This is a genomic window from Haemophilus seminalis (genome assembly GCF_006384255.1).
Lineage (GTDB): Bacteria > Pseudomonadota > Gammaproteobacteria > Enterobacterales > Pasteurellaceae > Haemophilus > Haemophilus seminalis.
On sequence record NZ_VCED01000003.1, the window covers coordinates 22792 to 38670 of the forward strand.

At 37.3% G+C, this 15879-nt stretch carries 15 protein-coding genes; 8 read left to right on the forward strand and 7 right to left on the reverse strand.

The features are described 5' to 3' along the window. Nucleotides 1-31: 31 nt before the first annotated feature. The 3 genes from mltC to mutY are packed head-to-tail and all read right to left on the reverse strand — an operon-like array spanning nucleotide 32 to nucleotide 2506. Entirely contained in the window at nucleotides 32-1105 is a 1074-nt protein-coding gene (gene mltC / locus FE813_RS04500) for a membrane-bound lytic murein transglycosylase MltC (protein WP_139989598.1), read from the reverse strand. Nucleotides 1106-1119: 14 nt separating this feature from the next. Next, nucleotides 1120-1392 carry an oxidative damage protection protein gene (locus tag FE813_RS04505; protein ID WP_048952712.1) on the reverse strand — a complete coding sequence of 91 codons (273 nt, stop codon included), beginning with the start codon at nucleotides 1390-1392 and terminating at the stop codon, nucleotides 1120-1122. Further along, a complete protein-coding gene (mutY, locus tag FE813_RS04510; protein ID WP_139989599.1) occupies nucleotides 1370-2506 on the reverse strand; it encodes an A/G-specific adenine glycosylase in 1137 nt (378 codons plus the stop codon). The genes FE813_RS04505 and mutY overlap by 23 nt, the downstream gene beginning before the upstream one ends. Before the next feature lie 173 nt (nucleotides 2507-2679). Here mutY and rpmE point away from each other — a divergent pair, with 173 nt between their 5' ends. From rpmE to FE813_RS04535, 5 genes are all read left to right on the forward strand, one after another. After that, nucleotides 2680-2892, forward strand: coding sequence for a 50S ribosomal protein L31 (gene rpmE, locus FE813_RS04515; RefSeq protein WP_005625828.1), 213 nt, complete (start codon nucleotides 2680-2682; stop codon nucleotides 2890-2892). A 94-nt stretch (nucleotides 2893-2986) separates the two neighbouring features. Continuing rightward, nucleotides 2987-3967 carry a glycosyltransferase family 2 protein gene (locus FE813_RS04520; protein WP_139989600.1) on the forward strand — a complete coding sequence of 327 codons (981 nt, stop codon included), beginning with the start codon at nucleotides 2987-2989 and terminating at the stop codon, nucleotides 3965-3967. Next, complete coding sequence (locus FE813_RS04525; protein ID WP_139989601.1) at nucleotides 3968-4861, forward strand: glycosyltransferase family 8 protein; 894 nt, start codon at nucleotides 3968-3970, stop codon at nucleotides 4859-4861. Between the two features lie 11 nt (nucleotides 4862-4872). Then, nucleotides 4873-5682, forward strand: coding sequence for a glycosyltransferase family 25 protein (locus tag FE813_RS04530; protein WP_139989602.1), 810 nt, complete (start codon nucleotides 4873-4875; stop codon nucleotides 5680-5682). A 12-nt stretch (nucleotides 5683-5694) separates the two neighbouring features. Further along, nucleotides 5695-6441 carry a glycosyltransferase family 25 protein gene (locus FE813_RS04535; RefSeq protein ID WP_139989603.1) on the forward strand — a complete coding sequence of 249 codons (747 nt, stop codon included), beginning with the start codon at nucleotides 5695-5697 and terminating at the stop codon, nucleotides 6439-6441. A gap of 38 nt (nucleotides 6442-6479) precedes the next feature. On the opposite strand, the gene hemN is transcribed toward FE813_RS04535, so the two are convergent. The 4 genes from hemN to FE813_RS04555 all read right to left on the reverse strand — a co-directional run bounded on the left by hemN (nucleotide 6480) and on the right by FE813_RS04555 (nucleotide 10504). Continuing rightward, a complete protein-coding gene (hemN, locus tag FE813_RS04540; RefSeq protein WP_139989604.1) occupies nucleotides 6480-7847 on the reverse strand; it encodes an oxygen-independent coproporphyrinogen III oxidase in 1368 nt (455 codons plus the stop codon). Next, nucleotides 7847-8293: a DUF2489 domain-containing protein gene (locus FE813_RS04545; protein ID WP_139989605.1), complete on the reverse strand. Its 447-nt coding sequence runs from the start codon at nucleotides 8291-8293 to the stop codon at nucleotides 7847-7849. Before FE813_RS04545 ends, hemN begins: the two co-directional genes overlap by 1 nt. A 3-nt stretch (nucleotides 8294-8296) precedes the next feature. Continuing rightward, nucleotides 8297-8857 carry a Der GTPase-activating protein YihI gene (yihI, locus tag FE813_RS04550; RefSeq protein WP_139989606.1) on the reverse strand — a complete coding sequence of 187 codons (561 nt, stop codon included), beginning with the start codon at nucleotides 8855-8857 and terminating at the stop codon, nucleotides 8297-8299. Between the two features lie 120 nt (nucleotides 8858-8977). Then, entirely contained in the window at nucleotides 8978-10504 is a 1527-nt protein-coding gene (locus FE813_RS04555; protein ID WP_048952720.1) for a catalase, read from the reverse strand. Between the two features lie 248 nt (nucleotides 10505-10752). Between FE813_RS04555 and FE813_RS04560 the strand changes: the two genes are divergently transcribed. The 3 genes from FE813_RS04560 to cas3 all read left to right on the forward strand — a co-directional run bounded on the left by FE813_RS04560 (nucleotide 10753) and on the right by cas3 (nucleotide 15869). After that, on the forward strand, nucleotides 10753-11910 hold the full coding sequence (locus FE813_RS04560; protein WP_139989607.1) for an EmrA/EmrK family multidrug efflux transporter periplasmic adaptor subunit: 1158 nt from the start codon (nucleotides 10753-10755) through the stop codon (nucleotides 11908-11910). Nucleotides 11911-11919: 9 nt separating this feature from the next. Next, nucleotides 11920-13452, forward strand: a complete 1533-nt coding sequence (locus FE813_RS04565) for a DHA2 family efflux MFS transporter permease subunit (protein WP_139989608.1) — start codon at nucleotides 11920-11922, stop codon at nucleotides 13450-13452. Between the two features lie 125 nt (nucleotides 13453-13577). Continuing rightward, nucleotides 13578-15869 (forward strand): CRISPR-associated helicase Cas3', encoded by a 2292-nt coding sequence (gene cas3 / locus FE813_RS04570; RefSeq protein ID WP_139989609.1) that lies wholly within the window; start codon nucleotides 13578-13580, stop codon nucleotides 15867-15869. The last annotated feature ends 10 nt before the right edge of the window (nucleotides 15870-15879 follow it).

Consider the following 15879-nt stretch of genomic DNA (forward strand, 5'->3'; position numbering starts at 1 on the left):
ACGAGCATTTAGTCATGATTAAAGGGCTGTATTATCGTCTTACACGGAATTTTTTCTGTGCTTGATCTACTTTTAATAGGTAATTTCGTGCTTGAGCAGATGGATGAGCTGTTGTCAGAATGCGGAAAACTTGTTCTGGATACATTTGATTGATTTTATAAATCGCTTCATCTTTATCATTATCAAATACACGCAACACCGCACCTGCACCACTATTATAAGCAGAAATCATAGCAAAGCGTTTTGATGTCGGATTGGTAATGCCATCTAAATATTGGTTTTGAAGAAGCCATAAATAAGAGACGCCCGAATCAATATTATTTGCTGGATCGTATAAATAACGCTCTGATGGCTGCCCACTTTTCCCTTTCATAGCAAATACATCACGACCCGCTGTGCGTGGAACAACTTGCATTAAACCAATAGCATTTGCATAGCTAATTGCATAAGGGTTAAAGCTTGATTCTGTTTGCATAATACCTAAGATCAGACTTTCATCAATGCCATAACGTTCAGATGCTTTACGAACCAATGGTAAATATTTCTGAGCGCGGACTTCCACGTGGTTTGCAATCATAGGAATTGAAACAAATTGCACGGTATGACCATTTTGTAGGCGGCGTGTTTGTAATTTATTTTGGATCAAATAAGTTGCAAAATTACTTGCAATAAATTGGTTTGCAATTTGCTGACCTTGGTGGTCTACCACCTGTCCTAAAAGAAACGGACGAGAGCTAATGGGAACGTCACCTGAGGCAAATAAATCAATTCCTTTTGCATCTGCTCCCATTAATAACGTATGAACAATTGCATTATGTAAACGATTAAGGTCTTGTTGTGTTTCAATGACAATATTACCTTCATCAAAACTTACGTGGCTACGTGTATAAAAAGAATCGGTATATTTTACGTAATCTTTACGGCTGGCCACTAATAATTCATTTACACCCCAAATACGATCAATATTATGAGAGAATTGTCCAGTAAGAATGTCTAAACCTTGTGTATCTTTTGCAAAGGCTTCATCGTAATTAATACTGCGGTTCGGAGAGTCGCTACAAGCATATAAAAAAGGCAGTAATGCTAATAATAAATACTTTTTCATTGTGTTACAGTCAATTAATTTGATGGTGGAACATAACCTTCAATATGCACATCTTTTCCTTCAAACAGAAAATTGATCATTTCTTGTTCTAATAATTTACGATGCTCGGTATTCATCATATTGAGTTTTTTTTCATTAACCAACATCGTTTGTTTTTTGATCCATTCTCCCCAAGCCTGTTTGCTGATTGAATCAAAAATACGTTTTCCGAGTTCACCAGGATAGAGCTGGAAATCTAAACCTTCTGCTTCTTTTTTAAGATATTCACAAAATACTGTTCTTGCCATAATGATTCCTTACAAATTGAATTAAAAGATTTTTTACCGGTTGAGCAAGCCCGATCTGTTCAGGATTTTGCGGATCATACCAATATTTGACCGCACTGGATAGATTTGATTGATATTCTTTTGGGTTTTCCGTGATTTTACGCCAATCATCGTTTTCTTGTTCAATATGTAAATTATCATTAACTTCTGCGTAAATTGGGTGAATATCTAAATGAAAATGACTAAAAGTATGTCGAAAACTTGGCCAGGATTGATAATGGGAAATACCTTCTTGTATGAGGTGGTTCAATAACGTTGATTTATCCTCAAATTGAGGAAAGCAAAATAATCCTCCCCATAACCCCGAATTTTCTCTTTGTTCTAACCAAACTTTTCCTTTGTTTGATAATATTAAAAAATAGGTCTCTTTTTCTGGTAGGGTTTTTTTAGGTTTTTTATTTGGAAATTGATCCCAACTTTCATGTTTATTCGCCAAACAATCCTCATTTAAAGGGCAAAGTTCACATTTTGGTTTTGTTCGTGTGCATACCATTGCACCAATATCCATCATCGCTTGGTTAAAGTCAGCAACGCGTGTTACAGGCGTGACTTGTTCAGTTAAATGCCACAGGTAATTTTCCACTTTTTTTTCACCCGTCCAGCCTTCCACCTCAAAGTATCGGGCAAGTACACGTTTTACATTACCATCTAAAATGGGGTAAGGTTGATTTAAAACGGAAGATAAAATAGCACCCGCTGTGGAGCGCCCTATACCAGGCAATGCCCATACTTGTTCAAAATTAGTTGGAAAATTCCCATTAAATTCATCCTGCACTTTTTGGGCTGCTTTATGTAAGTTACGTGCACGCGCATAATAGCCTAAGCCTGTCCATAAATGTAAGACTTCGTCTTGTGATGCATTAGCAAGTGCGGTAATAGAGGGGAATGTTTTTATAAATTGCTTAAAATAAGGTATAACAGTGGCTACTTGTGTTTGCTGTAGCATTACTTCAGAAAGCCATACGCCATAGAGCGTTTTATCTTGTTGCCAAGGCAAATTCTTACGCCCGAATTTGTCGTACCAAGCCAAAACAGATTTGGCAAAAGAAGTATGGATTGAAGATTGTGCTTGCATAAGGAAAAGCTTTGTTAAGAATGTTTTTGATTCTACACTAAAATGGGGCTTGTTTATCTATGTTTTTTCAGTATAATTCGCAGTCTATTTGGTGCCAAATATGGCGTATTATTCATTCACGCGGTGTAGGGAGAAAGTTCTTATAGCGGCGTGGCTTCATTTTGAGGTTTTCTATGAAACAAGGTATTCACCCAGAATATAAAGAAATCACGGCAACCTGCTCTTGCGGTAACGTGATCAAAACTCGTTCAACTTTAGGCAAAGATATCAACCTTGATGTGTGCGGTAACTGCCACCCATTCTACACAGGTAAACAACGTGTTGTAGATACTGGCGGTCGTGTTGAACGCTTTAACAGCCGTTTCAAAATTCCAAGCACAAAATAATTTGAACTTGCTTCGAAACCCTGCCAAATGGTGGGGTTTTGTTTTATCTGAAGAGCATGTAGAATAGAAACAGAAAAAATAAAGGTTTGAACATATGAAATATTCTCCATTGGTATCTATTATCGTCTGTGCTTACAATGTTGAAAAGTATATAGATGAGAGTATTACCTCTATTATTAATCAAACATATAAAAATCTAGAGATTATCATTATTAATGATGGTTCTACTGACTTAACTTTATCTCATTTAGAGAGACTTAATAAGTTAGATGGAAGGATTAAAATTATTAATAATAAACATAACTTGGGGTTTATAAATTCTTTAAATATAGGGCTTAGATATTTCTCTGGTAAGTATATTGCAAGAATGGATGCAGATGATATAGCTAAGCCATTTTGGATAGAGAAGTTGATTACATATTTAGAGAGTAACCTTAATATTATCGCTATAGGAACATATTTAGAAGTTATTGTAGAGAAAGAATGTGGGGTGATTGGAGCTCAATATAAAACAGGGGATATATGGAAAAATCCTCTACAGCATAATGAGATTTGTGAATCTATGCTTTTTAATAACGTGATGCATAATAATACTATGATTATGAGGGCTAGTGTATATAAAGAATATGGATTAATCTTTAATAAAGACTACCCTCATGCCGAAGATTATAAGTTTTGGTCGGAAGTTAGCAAGTTTGGTAATTTGGCTAATTATCCTGAAGCTCTAGTTAAGTATAGGTTACATAGTAATCAAACATCTTCTCTTCATAATGGTAAGCAAAATGAGATAGCAAAAAAAATAAAGAGAGAAAATATTACATATTATCTTAATAAAATTGGTATAAATATAGATATAAGAAATGAAGTTTCATTATTAACCTTATATAATCTGGATAAGGACAATAAGGTTTTAGTTAAAATATTATATGAAATGTACATGAGTTTAAATAAATATAATATTATTTCTTTTCATCATTTCATAAAGTATCATTCTAAATTATTTAATATAAGCCAAAAGATAAAGATAGTGAAAAAATTTTTAAGAAAGAATAAATACAAAAGTAACCTAGTATAAATGAACATTATATTTTCATCAGATGATAATTATTCTCCTTATCTAGCAATCAGTATACTTAGTATATTAAAGACTAATGGTAAGGTAAGTTTTTATGTTTTAGATTTAGGTATTAGTCAATTAAATAAAGATTGTATAGTAAGAATTGTAGATTGTTATGATGGAAAAATAAGTTTCATATCTATTGATGATAATGATTTTATTAATTTTCCAAAGACAATTGATTATATTTCATTTGCAACATATGCAAGATTAAATTTATCTGAGTATATTAAGGACATTGATAAAGCAATTTATATTGATGTTGATACTTTAACAAATGGTTCATTAGATGAACTTTGGAATACAAATATAGATGAGTATTATTTAGCTGCTTGTCAAGATACATTTATAGATATAGAAAAAGCAGAGTATAAAAATAAGATAGGATTAGATTGTTATACTTACTTTAATGCTGGTGTTTTATTGATAAATTTTAATAAATGGAGAGAGGATAGTATATTAAAAAATTCTATTGACTGGCTTCTAGAGTATAAAGATATTATTAAGTATCAAGATCAGGATATTCTAAATGGAATCTTAAAAGGTAAAGTGAAATTTATTAATAATAGATTCAACTTTACTCCATCAGAAAGACACCTTATAAAAAAAGGTTATAAATCTAAAACAGAAATGCCAATTGTTATATATCATTATTGTGGTGAAACCAAGTTTTGGCATAAAAGTTGTGATCATACTAATAGTCAGCTAGGGTATAGCTTATTAAAAGAAATTAATAATATAATAAATACACCGAATTCTTGGAAAAATAAGTTTGAAGATATCTCTTTATTTTCTAAACTAAATAAATTTAATAGAAAAATTAAAGATAAAATAAAATATGGCATCTATTAGGAATCTCATTTATGCACATAAATTATATAGTTAGTCTAATTTCTGCCAGTAAACGTAGAAAACATATAAGGCAGGAATTTGATTACCATAAAATTCCATTTGAATTTTATGATGCACTTATGCCATCAGAAAAGCTTACCCAACTTATTCAAACTCATTTACCAAATCTTACATATGCAAAATTAACTGAAGGTGAAAAAGCTTGTTTTATGAGTCATTGGATACTTTGGCAAAAGTGTATTGACGACAATTTTCCTTATATTTATATCTTTGAAGACGATATATTATTAGGTCAAAATGCTTATGATTTTTTAGCTGAAGACGAATGGCTCAAAGAGCGATTTAATTTTAGTGAGAATTTTATCTTGAGATTAGAGACATTTTTAAAACCATCTTTTTATGAAGATACTCTAATACCAGCTTATAAAAACCGGTTGTTTAAACAATTAAACGAAGTTCAATATGGTACAGCTGGATATGTAATCTCTCGTTCTATGATCATTTATCTTATGTCTTGGCTTAAGTCTTTAGATGCAGATGAGCTTGATGCTATTGATAGGATGATATTTGAAGAAAGTATTAAAAATCCTGAATTAAAAATTTACCAATTATTCCCAGGCATTTGCGTTCAAGAATTACAGTTAAATAAGTCAAAAAGTAAATTAGATAGTTCGTTACAAAGCGAGAGAATTGTTATTCAAAAAGCAAATGAAGTAAAAGAAAAAAGGACAGTATTAGAAAATATAATAAGATTATTTACTAAACATAAAAGGATTGCTGCTAAAAGAAATAAGCAGAAATTTATTATTCCATTTAAATAATATGGAGAAATTATGTCTCTCATACCAATTTATATCATCAATCTAGAAAAATCTACTGATCGTAAAGCTTATATGCAGGCTCAGTTTGATCGATTATTTTTGGATAACACAGAACAGGCTATTCATTTCTTTAAGGCAATTAATGGAAAAGAAAATCCGAATCACCCCTTATTCCAACGTTATAATGAGAAGAAGAGACTGAATGTGAAAGGGTATCCACTCACGCTCAATCAACTAGGGTGCTATGCTAGCCATTATTCAATGTGGGAAAAATGTGTTGAGTTAGATAGCCCTATTATTGTGTTGGAAGATGATGCTAAGTTTAAAGATAATTTTCTAGACGTGCTTGATTTTATTAATAGTGAGAAAAATACCTTTGAGTTTTTCTGGCTACAGCCTGATCGTTTAAAAAATAAAAGAAAATTAGTGGCGGATTTTGGGCATTTCTCTGTTTATCAATTTAGTAAAGGTTTTATTGGTGCGACAGGTTATTATTTAACACCTAAAGCGGCTAAGAAATTTTTAGCGCAAAGCCAAGAATGGTATTTAACTGTGGATGTTACAATGGACCGTTTTTTTGAAAATAAAGTCCCACCTTATGCAATTGTACCGTTTTGCTTAGAGGCTGATTACGAAATTGAATCAACTATTTTTGAAAAGCAGAAGAAAGTCAAGACATTAAAAACAGTGATAGCAAGAGAATTATTTAATATTAGTACAAGTATTAAAAGGAATATTTATAATTTGTTGCATCCATAAATGACAAAGTGCGGTAAAATTTTTACCGCACTTTTTTGTTATATTATTCTTGAAAATTGCTGACGTTTTGCTGCTTCACGTGAGTAAGTATCAAAACACAAACAGATGTTACGAATTAATAGCCTTCCTTTTGGCGAAACTTGGAGACCTGTATGCGTGATTTTGATGAGCTCATCATCGATTAATGGTTTTAATAGTGCTAAATCTTCGGCAAAGTGAGTGGTAAACTGAATGTTATATTGTGCCTCAATCAGTGAGAAATTGAGTTTAAAGTTACAAATTAATTGTTTAATAACATCACGGCGTAAGCAGTCTTCTTGTGTTAATGCTAATCCTTTATGTAGAGCATTGCCTTGTTCTTTAATGAGGGCATAATAGCGTTTTAAGTCTTTTTCATTCTGCGCGTAAGTATCACCCAATAAGCTAATAGAAGACACGCCAAGCCCTAATAAATCACATTCTTCTTGCGTTGTGTAGCCTTGAAAGTTTCGGTGCAATACGCCTTGGTCCTGAGCAATGGCAAGTTCATCATGGGGTTTAGCAAAGTGATCCATACCGATAAATTTATAACCTGCATTACCTAGTGTTTCGATCGTTTTTTGCAAAATGGTTAGTTTTGTTTCTGGCGCGGGCAGTTGATATTCTTTAATTTTTGCTTGTCCTGGTACGCGACTTGGTAAATGTGCATAATTAAAGACACTTAATCGATCTGGATTGAGTGCAATTACTTTTTCAAGAGTGAACATAAAACTTTCTACAGTTTGTAATGGCAAACCATAAATTAAATCAAGGTTAGTTGATTGAAAGCCTAATTCTCTAGCGTGATCTAACAATGCATGAATAAAATCTTCATCTTGTTCACGATTTACCGCTTTTTGCACATTTTTATTAAAGTCTTGTACACCCATGCTCATGCGGTTAAAACCAAGGTGACGTAGATGATCAAGCATAGAAAGTTCAATTCTACGAGGATCGATTTCAATTGAAATTTCAGCTGTCTCAGATATTGTAAAATGTTTTTTTAACATTGCCATTAAACGAGCTGATTGGATTTCACTCAGATAGGTGGGGGTACCGCCACCCCAGTGAATTTGGGTAACGAGACGATGTTTAAATAATGCTGAGCGCGCACTAATTTCTTTTTCAAGGTAATCTAAATAAATATCAGCCTTATGTTGATGGCGAGTGATTACTTTATTACAGGCACAGAAATAGCAGAGCTGGTGGCAAAAAGGAATGTGAACGTATAAAGAGAGCGGACGATTTGGGTAGCGTTTTACGGCAGCTTCAAAATCTTGCTCAGTATAATTTTCATTAAATTCTAGGGCTGTTGGATAGGAGGTATAACGCGGGCCTGATTGGTTGTATTTTTGAATAAGTGCGCTATCCCAAATAATTTCTGACATTAAATCACTCCAATCTGTTTAATATCGTCTAAAAACTGACGTAATTCTTCTTTAATTTCGTGTTCAAATTTGGCTTCGGCTCTTTCACGTGCTAAATCTAAACGCATTCTTTCTTTTTTTTCTAATTGTTTACGAGCATCATGAGTTGGCATGTTACGTACGATTTCATGTAATTGCGCCATACTGGGGTATGGAGTAAGCGTTTTACCAAAGGGCATTAATAACATGGTAAGGCGAATTACACCTTCTGAGTGATTACATTCGCCAGACTGCATTGCTCGAGCAATGATATCAATACTTTCCTTTAAGCGGGCTTCCCTTATCGCTTTGGATTTAGCTATCATAATGTTTTGTTGTTTTAGCTGTTTTAGTAAACGAATTGCATATCCACTTAACCCTAGAATAACAATAAGTGCAACAATACTTAAAATAATGATCCAAATCATAGATTATCTAAATTGATTAATATCAATACGTTCAAAAGTGCGGTATAAATCATCTTCGTTTTCGTCTTCCTCTTCGATGCCTAGTTCTTCCATTAATTCGGCAATTCTTTCGAGACATTCATCCACAAATTGTTGATCTGCTTTGGTAATTGCTTTACCTTCATCTAAGGCATCTAATAATTCATTCAGAATCTCATTATTTTCAAGCTTTTCAAGCTCTTGCATTGGATCTAACTTTTTCGCCTGTTTTACGATAGGAATCGTTTGTCCTTTTTCTGGTTTATTAACAAATTCCACAATTAATGGTACTTTTTTCTTGCTACCAATTTTAGGATCTTTAATTTCTTGTTGGATTTTGTTCGTTTTGTCTTCTATTGCGCTATGACGAGAACCTGATGCGAAACCTTTATGTTTTCGTTTTTTCTTATCTTCACGTGCTTTGGCATCTAATTCATAACGTGTGAGTTTTTTTCCTGGACGAGAGTTGGAGATTTCAGGTTTCTTATCCGCCTTACGGATTGGCATAACATCAGTGATGCGACGTGTTTTTTTCTTACGAGCCATTCGTAGTTCCTTTTTATAAAATTTTGCGGATTGTATCATTTTCATGTCTAAATTTATAGGCAAATAAAAAACGGAAGCACGTCACTCCCGTTTTTCTTTATCAGTAAAAACTGATTACAATTATAACAATCCACCTTGTCCTAATGCGGGATCAGTATCACGAGCTTTTAATGCATCTTCTACTGTTAATCCTAATGCTTTTGCAACACCAGCGCCGTATGCTGGATCACACCAGTGACAATTACGGATATGACGGTATTTGATGAAGTCAGGCGCATCCCCCATTGCCGCTGCAGTATTATTAAATAATGCTTGTTTTTGTTCAGCATTCATTAAGTTAAATAATGCACGTGGTTGGCTGAAGTAGTCATTATCATCTTGGCGATAATCCCAGAATGCAGCATCACCATTAATACGAAGAGGTGGTTCTGCAAAATCAGGTTGTTGTTGCCATTGGTTGAAGCTGTTTGGTTCATAGTGTGGTAAGCTCCCGTAGTTACCATCAACACGACCTTGACCATCGCGTTGGTTGCTATGAACTGGGCAACGTGGACGGTTAACCGGAATTTGACGATAGTTTACGCCTAAACGATAGCGTTGTGCGTCGGCATAGTTGAATAAGCGTGCTTGTAACATTCTGTCTGGGCTTGCACCGATACCTGGAACTAAGTTGCTTGGTGCAAAAGCGGATTGCTCTACATCAGCAAAGAAGTTTTCTGGGTTACGATTGAGTTCAAATTCACCTACTTCAATTAATGGATAATCTTTTTTCGGCCATACTTTTGTTAAGTCAAATGGGTGGTAAGGCACTTTTTCAGCATCAGCTTCAGGCATGATCTGTACAAATAGTTTCCATTTAGGGAAGTCACCGCGTTCAATTGCTTCATATAAATCACGTTGGTGGCTTTCACGATCATTGGCGATGATTGCAGCAGCTTCTGCATCGGTTAAATTTTTGATACCTTGTTGAGTATGGAAATGGAATTTAACCCAGAAGCGTTCGCCAGCTTCATTCCAGAAACTATAAGTGTGTGAACCATAACCATGCATATGACGATAACTTGCTGGAATGCCACGCTCGCTCATTACAATAGTAACTTGATGTAACGCTTCCGGTAATAATGTCCAGAAATCCCAGTTGTTTGTTGCTGAACGCATATTAGTGCGAGGATCGCGTTTTACAGCTTTGTTTAAGTCTGGGAATTTACGTGGATCACGTAAGAAGAATACCGGAGTGTTGTTACCCACCAAGTCCCAGTTACCTTCTTCAGTATAGAATTTTAATGCAAAACCACGAATATCACGTTCAGCATCTGCTGCACCACGTTCACCCGCAACAGTGGTAAAGCGCGCGAACATTTCTGTTTTTTTGCCAACTTCACTGAAAATTTTTGCACGAGTATATTTAGTAATGTCGTGTGTGACAGTAAAGGTACCAAAAGCACCAGAACCTTTCGCGTGCATACGGCGCTCAGGAATTACTTCACGCACAAAATCTGCTAGTTTTTCATTTAACCATAAATCTTGTGCAAGTAATGGGCCGCGAGGTCCTGCTGTTAAGCTGTTTTGGTTATCGGCAACAGGGGCACCGTTACCCATGGTAAGATTAGAGCCACTTAAATGTGAAAAAGGACATTGAGAACTCATAGAATACTCCTTGTAAAGTAAATAATCGTTTGGTTGAAATAAATTTCTTGAGTATCATACAAAAAGGTTTTGACGATTGAAATCTATTGAATCAATTAAAAAAAACTATTTTAAACTTTATTTATATTGAGTTCCTTTTTATAAAGTTTCATAATGAAGTATTTCGATCTTTGATAGTGTTTAAAGATTAGCTTTAAATTTTTTTAATGAGTTATTTTTGAGCGCTATTCCTAATTTAGGATTAATTTATGGCTGAAATTAAACAATCTGATATTCCTAATCAGGCAAAACGTAAAAAAAGTCTCGGTATTTTTATCGTTATTTTACTTATTTTAAGTATTGCTTGTGCTTTGTATTGGTTTTTCTTCTTGAAGGATTTTGAAGAAACAGAAGATGCTTATGTGGGTGGAAATCAAGTAATGGTGTCATCACAAGTTGCGGGTAATGTAGCGAAGATTAATGCTGACAATATGGATAAAGTCCATGCAGGTGATATTCTAGTTGAATTGGATGATACGAATGCAAAACTTAGTTTCGAACAGGCCAAAAGCAATCTCGCCAATGCTGTACGTCAGGTAGAACAGTTAGGTTTTACTGTGCAGCAATTACAATCAGCTGTGCACGCCAATGAAATTTCTTTAGCTCAAGCACAAGGCAATTTGGCACGCCGAGTTCAACTTGAAAAAATGGGCGCAATTGATAAAGAATCTTTCCAACATGCAAAAGAAGCCGTTGAGCTTTCCAAAGCAAATTTAAATTCCTCTAGAAACCAATTAGCTGCGAATCAGGCTTTATTGAGTAATGTTCCATTACGTGAACAACCGCAAATACAGAATGCAATTAGTTCGCTCAAACAGGCTTGGTTGAATTTACAACGTACAAAAATTAGAAGTCCAATTGACGGGTATGTGGCGCGTCGTAATGCTCAAGTTGGGCAAGCCGTTTCAGTGGGCGGCGCGTTAATGGCGGTGGTATCTAATGAGCAAATGTGGTTAGAAGCTAACTTCAAAGAAACCCAATTAACGAATATGCGCATCGGTCAGCCAGTGAAAATTCATTTTGATTTATACGGTAAAAATAAAGAATTTGATGGCGTGATAAATGGCATTGAAATGGGGACTGGCAATGCGTTTTCTCTTTTGCCTTCGCAAAATGCTACGGGTAACTGGATTAAAGTGGTGCAACGTGTACCTGTACGAATTAAATTAGATCCACAACAATTTGTTGAAACGCCATTACGAATTGGTCTTTCTGCAACGGCAAAAGTAAGAATTGTAGATTCATCTGGCCCAATGCTACGAGAAAAATCAGAACCGAAAACTTTATTTGCTACTGATACACTTAAATATGATGAAAGTGCGGTAGAAGATTTGATTGAATTTATTATTCAGCAAAACAGCCATTAAGGCGGCGTTATGGAAAATTCCGCAAAAAAATTCCCACCTATTCAAGGTGGCGCCCTAATTTTATTGACGCTGGCTTTATCTCTCGCCACCTTTATGCAGGTATTAGATTCTACCATTGCAAATGTGGCGATTCCTACTATTGCGGGAGATCTTGGCGCATCTTTTAGTCAAGGTACATGGGTAATTACTTCTTTTGGTGTGGCAAATGCGATTTCTATTCCAATAACAGGTTGGTTAGCAAAACGTTTTGGCGAAGTGCGGTTATTTTTAGTTTCAACTTTTTTATTCGTTGTCTCTTCTTGGCTCTGTGGGATTGCAGATAGTCTTGAGGCATTAATTATTTTTCGTGTCATTCAAGGTGCTGTCGCAGGCCCGGTGATCCCTCTTTCGCAAAGTTTATTATTAAATAATTATCCACCAGAAAAACGAGGAATGGCATTGGCATTTTGGTCAATGACTATTGTTGTTGCGCCTATTTTTGGCCCAATTTTAGGCGGATGGATTAGTGATAATATCCATTGGGGATGGATCTTCTTTATCAATGTTCCGATTGGTTTATTAGTTGTGCTAATCAGCTGGAAGATTTTAGGTAGCCGAGAAAGTGAAATTGTTCATCAACCTATTGATAAAGTCGGTTTAGTTTTACTTGTCTTAGGCGTGGGATGTTTGCAATTAATGCTTGATCAGGGGCGTGAGCAAGATTGGTTTAATTCTAATGAAATCATTATATTAGCCGTTGTTGCTGTCGTTTGTATGATTGCCTTGGTTATTTGGGAATTGACAGATGATAATCCTGTAGTAGATATTTCGCTTTTCCATTCTCGTAATTTTAGTGTAGGGTGTTTATGTACTAGTTTAGCCTTTTTGATTTATTTAGGTTCTGTGGTATTAATTCCGCTCTTGCTACAACAAGTCTTCCATTACACCGCGACGTGGGCTGGGCTTGCGGCTTCCCCAGTTGGATTATTCCCAATTTTGCTTTCACCGATTATTGGGCGTTTCGGTTATAAGATTGATATGCGAATTTTAGTGACGATAAGTTTTATTGTATATGCAATAACATTTTATTGGCGAGCGGTGACTTTCGAGCCATCAATGACTTTTGCTGATGTGGCTTTACCACAATTAGTGCAAGGTTTGGCTGTGGCCTGTTTCTTTATGCCACTTACCACAATAACCCTGTCTGGCTTACCTGCGGATAGAATGGCTTCTGCCTCTAGCTTATTTAACTTTTTGAGAACTTTAGCGGGTTCTGTAGGAACATCTTTAACCACATTTATGTGGTATAACCGTGAGGCTGTTCACCATACTCAATTAACAGAACACATTAATCCTTATAACCCAATTTCCCAAAGTTTTTACCATCAAATGAATCAATTTGGTTTAAGTGATACCCAAACTTCAGCTTACCTCGCTCAACAAATAACATCTCAAGGATTTATTATTGGCGCAAATGAAATATTTTGGCTATCAGCTATGGGATTCTTAGGATTGTTTATTGTGATTTGGTTTGCAAAACCACCATTTGGCGGGCGTCATTAGTATCATATTATTCAAAATTTGAATGATTTAACCTCAAAATTTATCAATGTAAACATTGTTGAATTAAAAGAGGATTAGGAGTAGATTAGGTCAAATAATAATCATAAATATAAAGGATTATTTTTATGCCTGCTAAGCTTCTGTACTACGCCCATTCTGCACAAGACGAACTCAGCAATCTTTTACCTTACGAACATTGGCAAACCTTACAAAGCCATTCGGTAAATGTTGGCGAAATGGCGTCGGAGTTTGCGCGAGTATTTGGTGCGCAGGAAATTGCTTGCCAGATGGGACAGCTTCATGACGTGGGGAAATATTCGGAACCCTTTAATCATCGATTGCATGGTGGTCCATCAGTCGATCATGCTACTGCGGGAGCCAAAATTGCCGTCGAGCGTTGGGTAAATGTTATTGGCAAACTAATGGCGTTTTGCATTGCGGGGCATCATGCTGGGTTGGCAAATGGAAACGGTGAAGGCGATAACCGCCGCACGTTAAAGGATCGTTTGGCATTGCAATTCGGCGCAGATATTCCCGCCCTCGATAACCTGTGGCAACAAGAAATCAAGCTCCCGGAAACTCTGTCTGTACCGCCACTCAAAGCTGACACGCATCATCCTTTTTTCTCCTACGCTTTTTTTACACGAATGCTTTATTCCTGCTTGGTGGATGCCGATTATCTCGACACCGAAGCCTTTTATTCAAACCTAGAAAACAAAGCCGTCGAGCGCGGCGGCTATCCCGATTTAAACGCCTTACAAGACAATTTCAATCAATTTATCAACAATTTCAGACGACGTATCGCCCAAGCTCCAGAGCAAACTGAAGCCGAAAAACGCAATGCCACCTTAAACCGCCTGCGCAGCGAAATTCTCGATTACGCCGTAGAACAAGCGGCACAACTGCAAGGGCTATTCACGCTCACCGTGCCGACCGGCGGCGGTAAAACCTTCACTTCCATGGCGTTCGCACTGGAACACGCCAAACAGCACGACATGCGGCGTGTGATTTACGTCATTCCGTTCACCAGCATCATCGAGCAAAATGCCGCCGAATTCCGCAAAGCCTTTGGTGAATTGGGCGAACAAGCCGTGCTGGAACACCACAGCACCTTCGACGACGGCAAACTACAAGACGAAGCCACTAAAGACAAATTACGTCTAGCCTCAGAAAACTGGGACGCGCCGATTGTTGTTACCACCGCCGTGCAATTCTTCGAATCCCTCTTTGCCGACCGCTCCTCGCGTTGCCGCAAGCTGCACAACATCGCAGGCTCCGTCATCATCCTCGACGAAGCGCAAATGCTGCCGCTCAATCTTTTGTTGCCCATCATGCAAGCCATCAAAGAATTGGCGCAAAACTACCACTGCAGCATCATCATGTGCACCGCCACCCAGCCAGCCGTGCAAGCTGAAAACGGCTTCTATCGCGGCTTTGAAAACGTGCGCGAAATCGCCCCGAAACCGACCGCACTTTTCGACAAACTGCGCCGAACCACCGTGCAACACATCGGCACACAAACCGACGCCGACTTGCTCACCAAACTTGGTGAACACCCGCAAATGCTCGTTATTGTCAATAACCGCCGCCACGCCCGCAGCCTGTACGACCAAGCCAAACACCTTGAGGGCACATTTCACCTTACTACCTTAATGTGCGCCAAACACCGCAGCCAAAAGCTCGATGAAATCCGAGGTCGTCTGAAAAACGGCGAACCCTGCCGCGTCATCGCCACCTCCTTAATTGAAGCCGGCGTTGATGTGGATTTTCCGCTGGTGATGCGCGCCGAAGCAGGTTTAGACAGCGTTGCGCAAGCCGCTGGACGCTGCAACCGCGAAGGTAAAAGGGCGTCTGAAAACAGCTTTGTCTGGATATTTACGCCAGAAGAACAATGGAAAGCCCCGCCTGAACTTGCCGCCCAAGCCGCCGTTATGCGCCTGACAGCTGACAGCTTTTCAGACGACCTCTTATCCACCCAGGCTATCGCCGCCTACTTCGCCGAGCTTTATCAATTAAAAGGCAGTGAACTGGACAATAAAAAAATTCTGAAAATGCACAACGATACAGGACAAAGCCTCGATTTCCCATTCCAAACCATAGCCGACAAGTTTCGCATGATCGAAAGCCACATGCAGCCGCTGATTATTCCCTTCGATGGTGAGGCTGAAAACCTCATTAGCAGCCTGCACCATGCCGACCACATCGGCGGACTCTTACGCAAACTGCAACCCTACACCGTCCAAATCCCCGAAAAAGCCCTCGTCGCTTTGTATAAAGCAGGGCGTATCGAACCGATTAACGAGAAAAACTTCGGCAAACAGTTTTATACGCTGATCGGGCTGGATTTATATGATGAGGTGGCAGGGCTTTCTTGGGAGGATACGGAGTTTTTGAAGGGAGAGAGTTTGGTTTTTTGATTAACTTAAC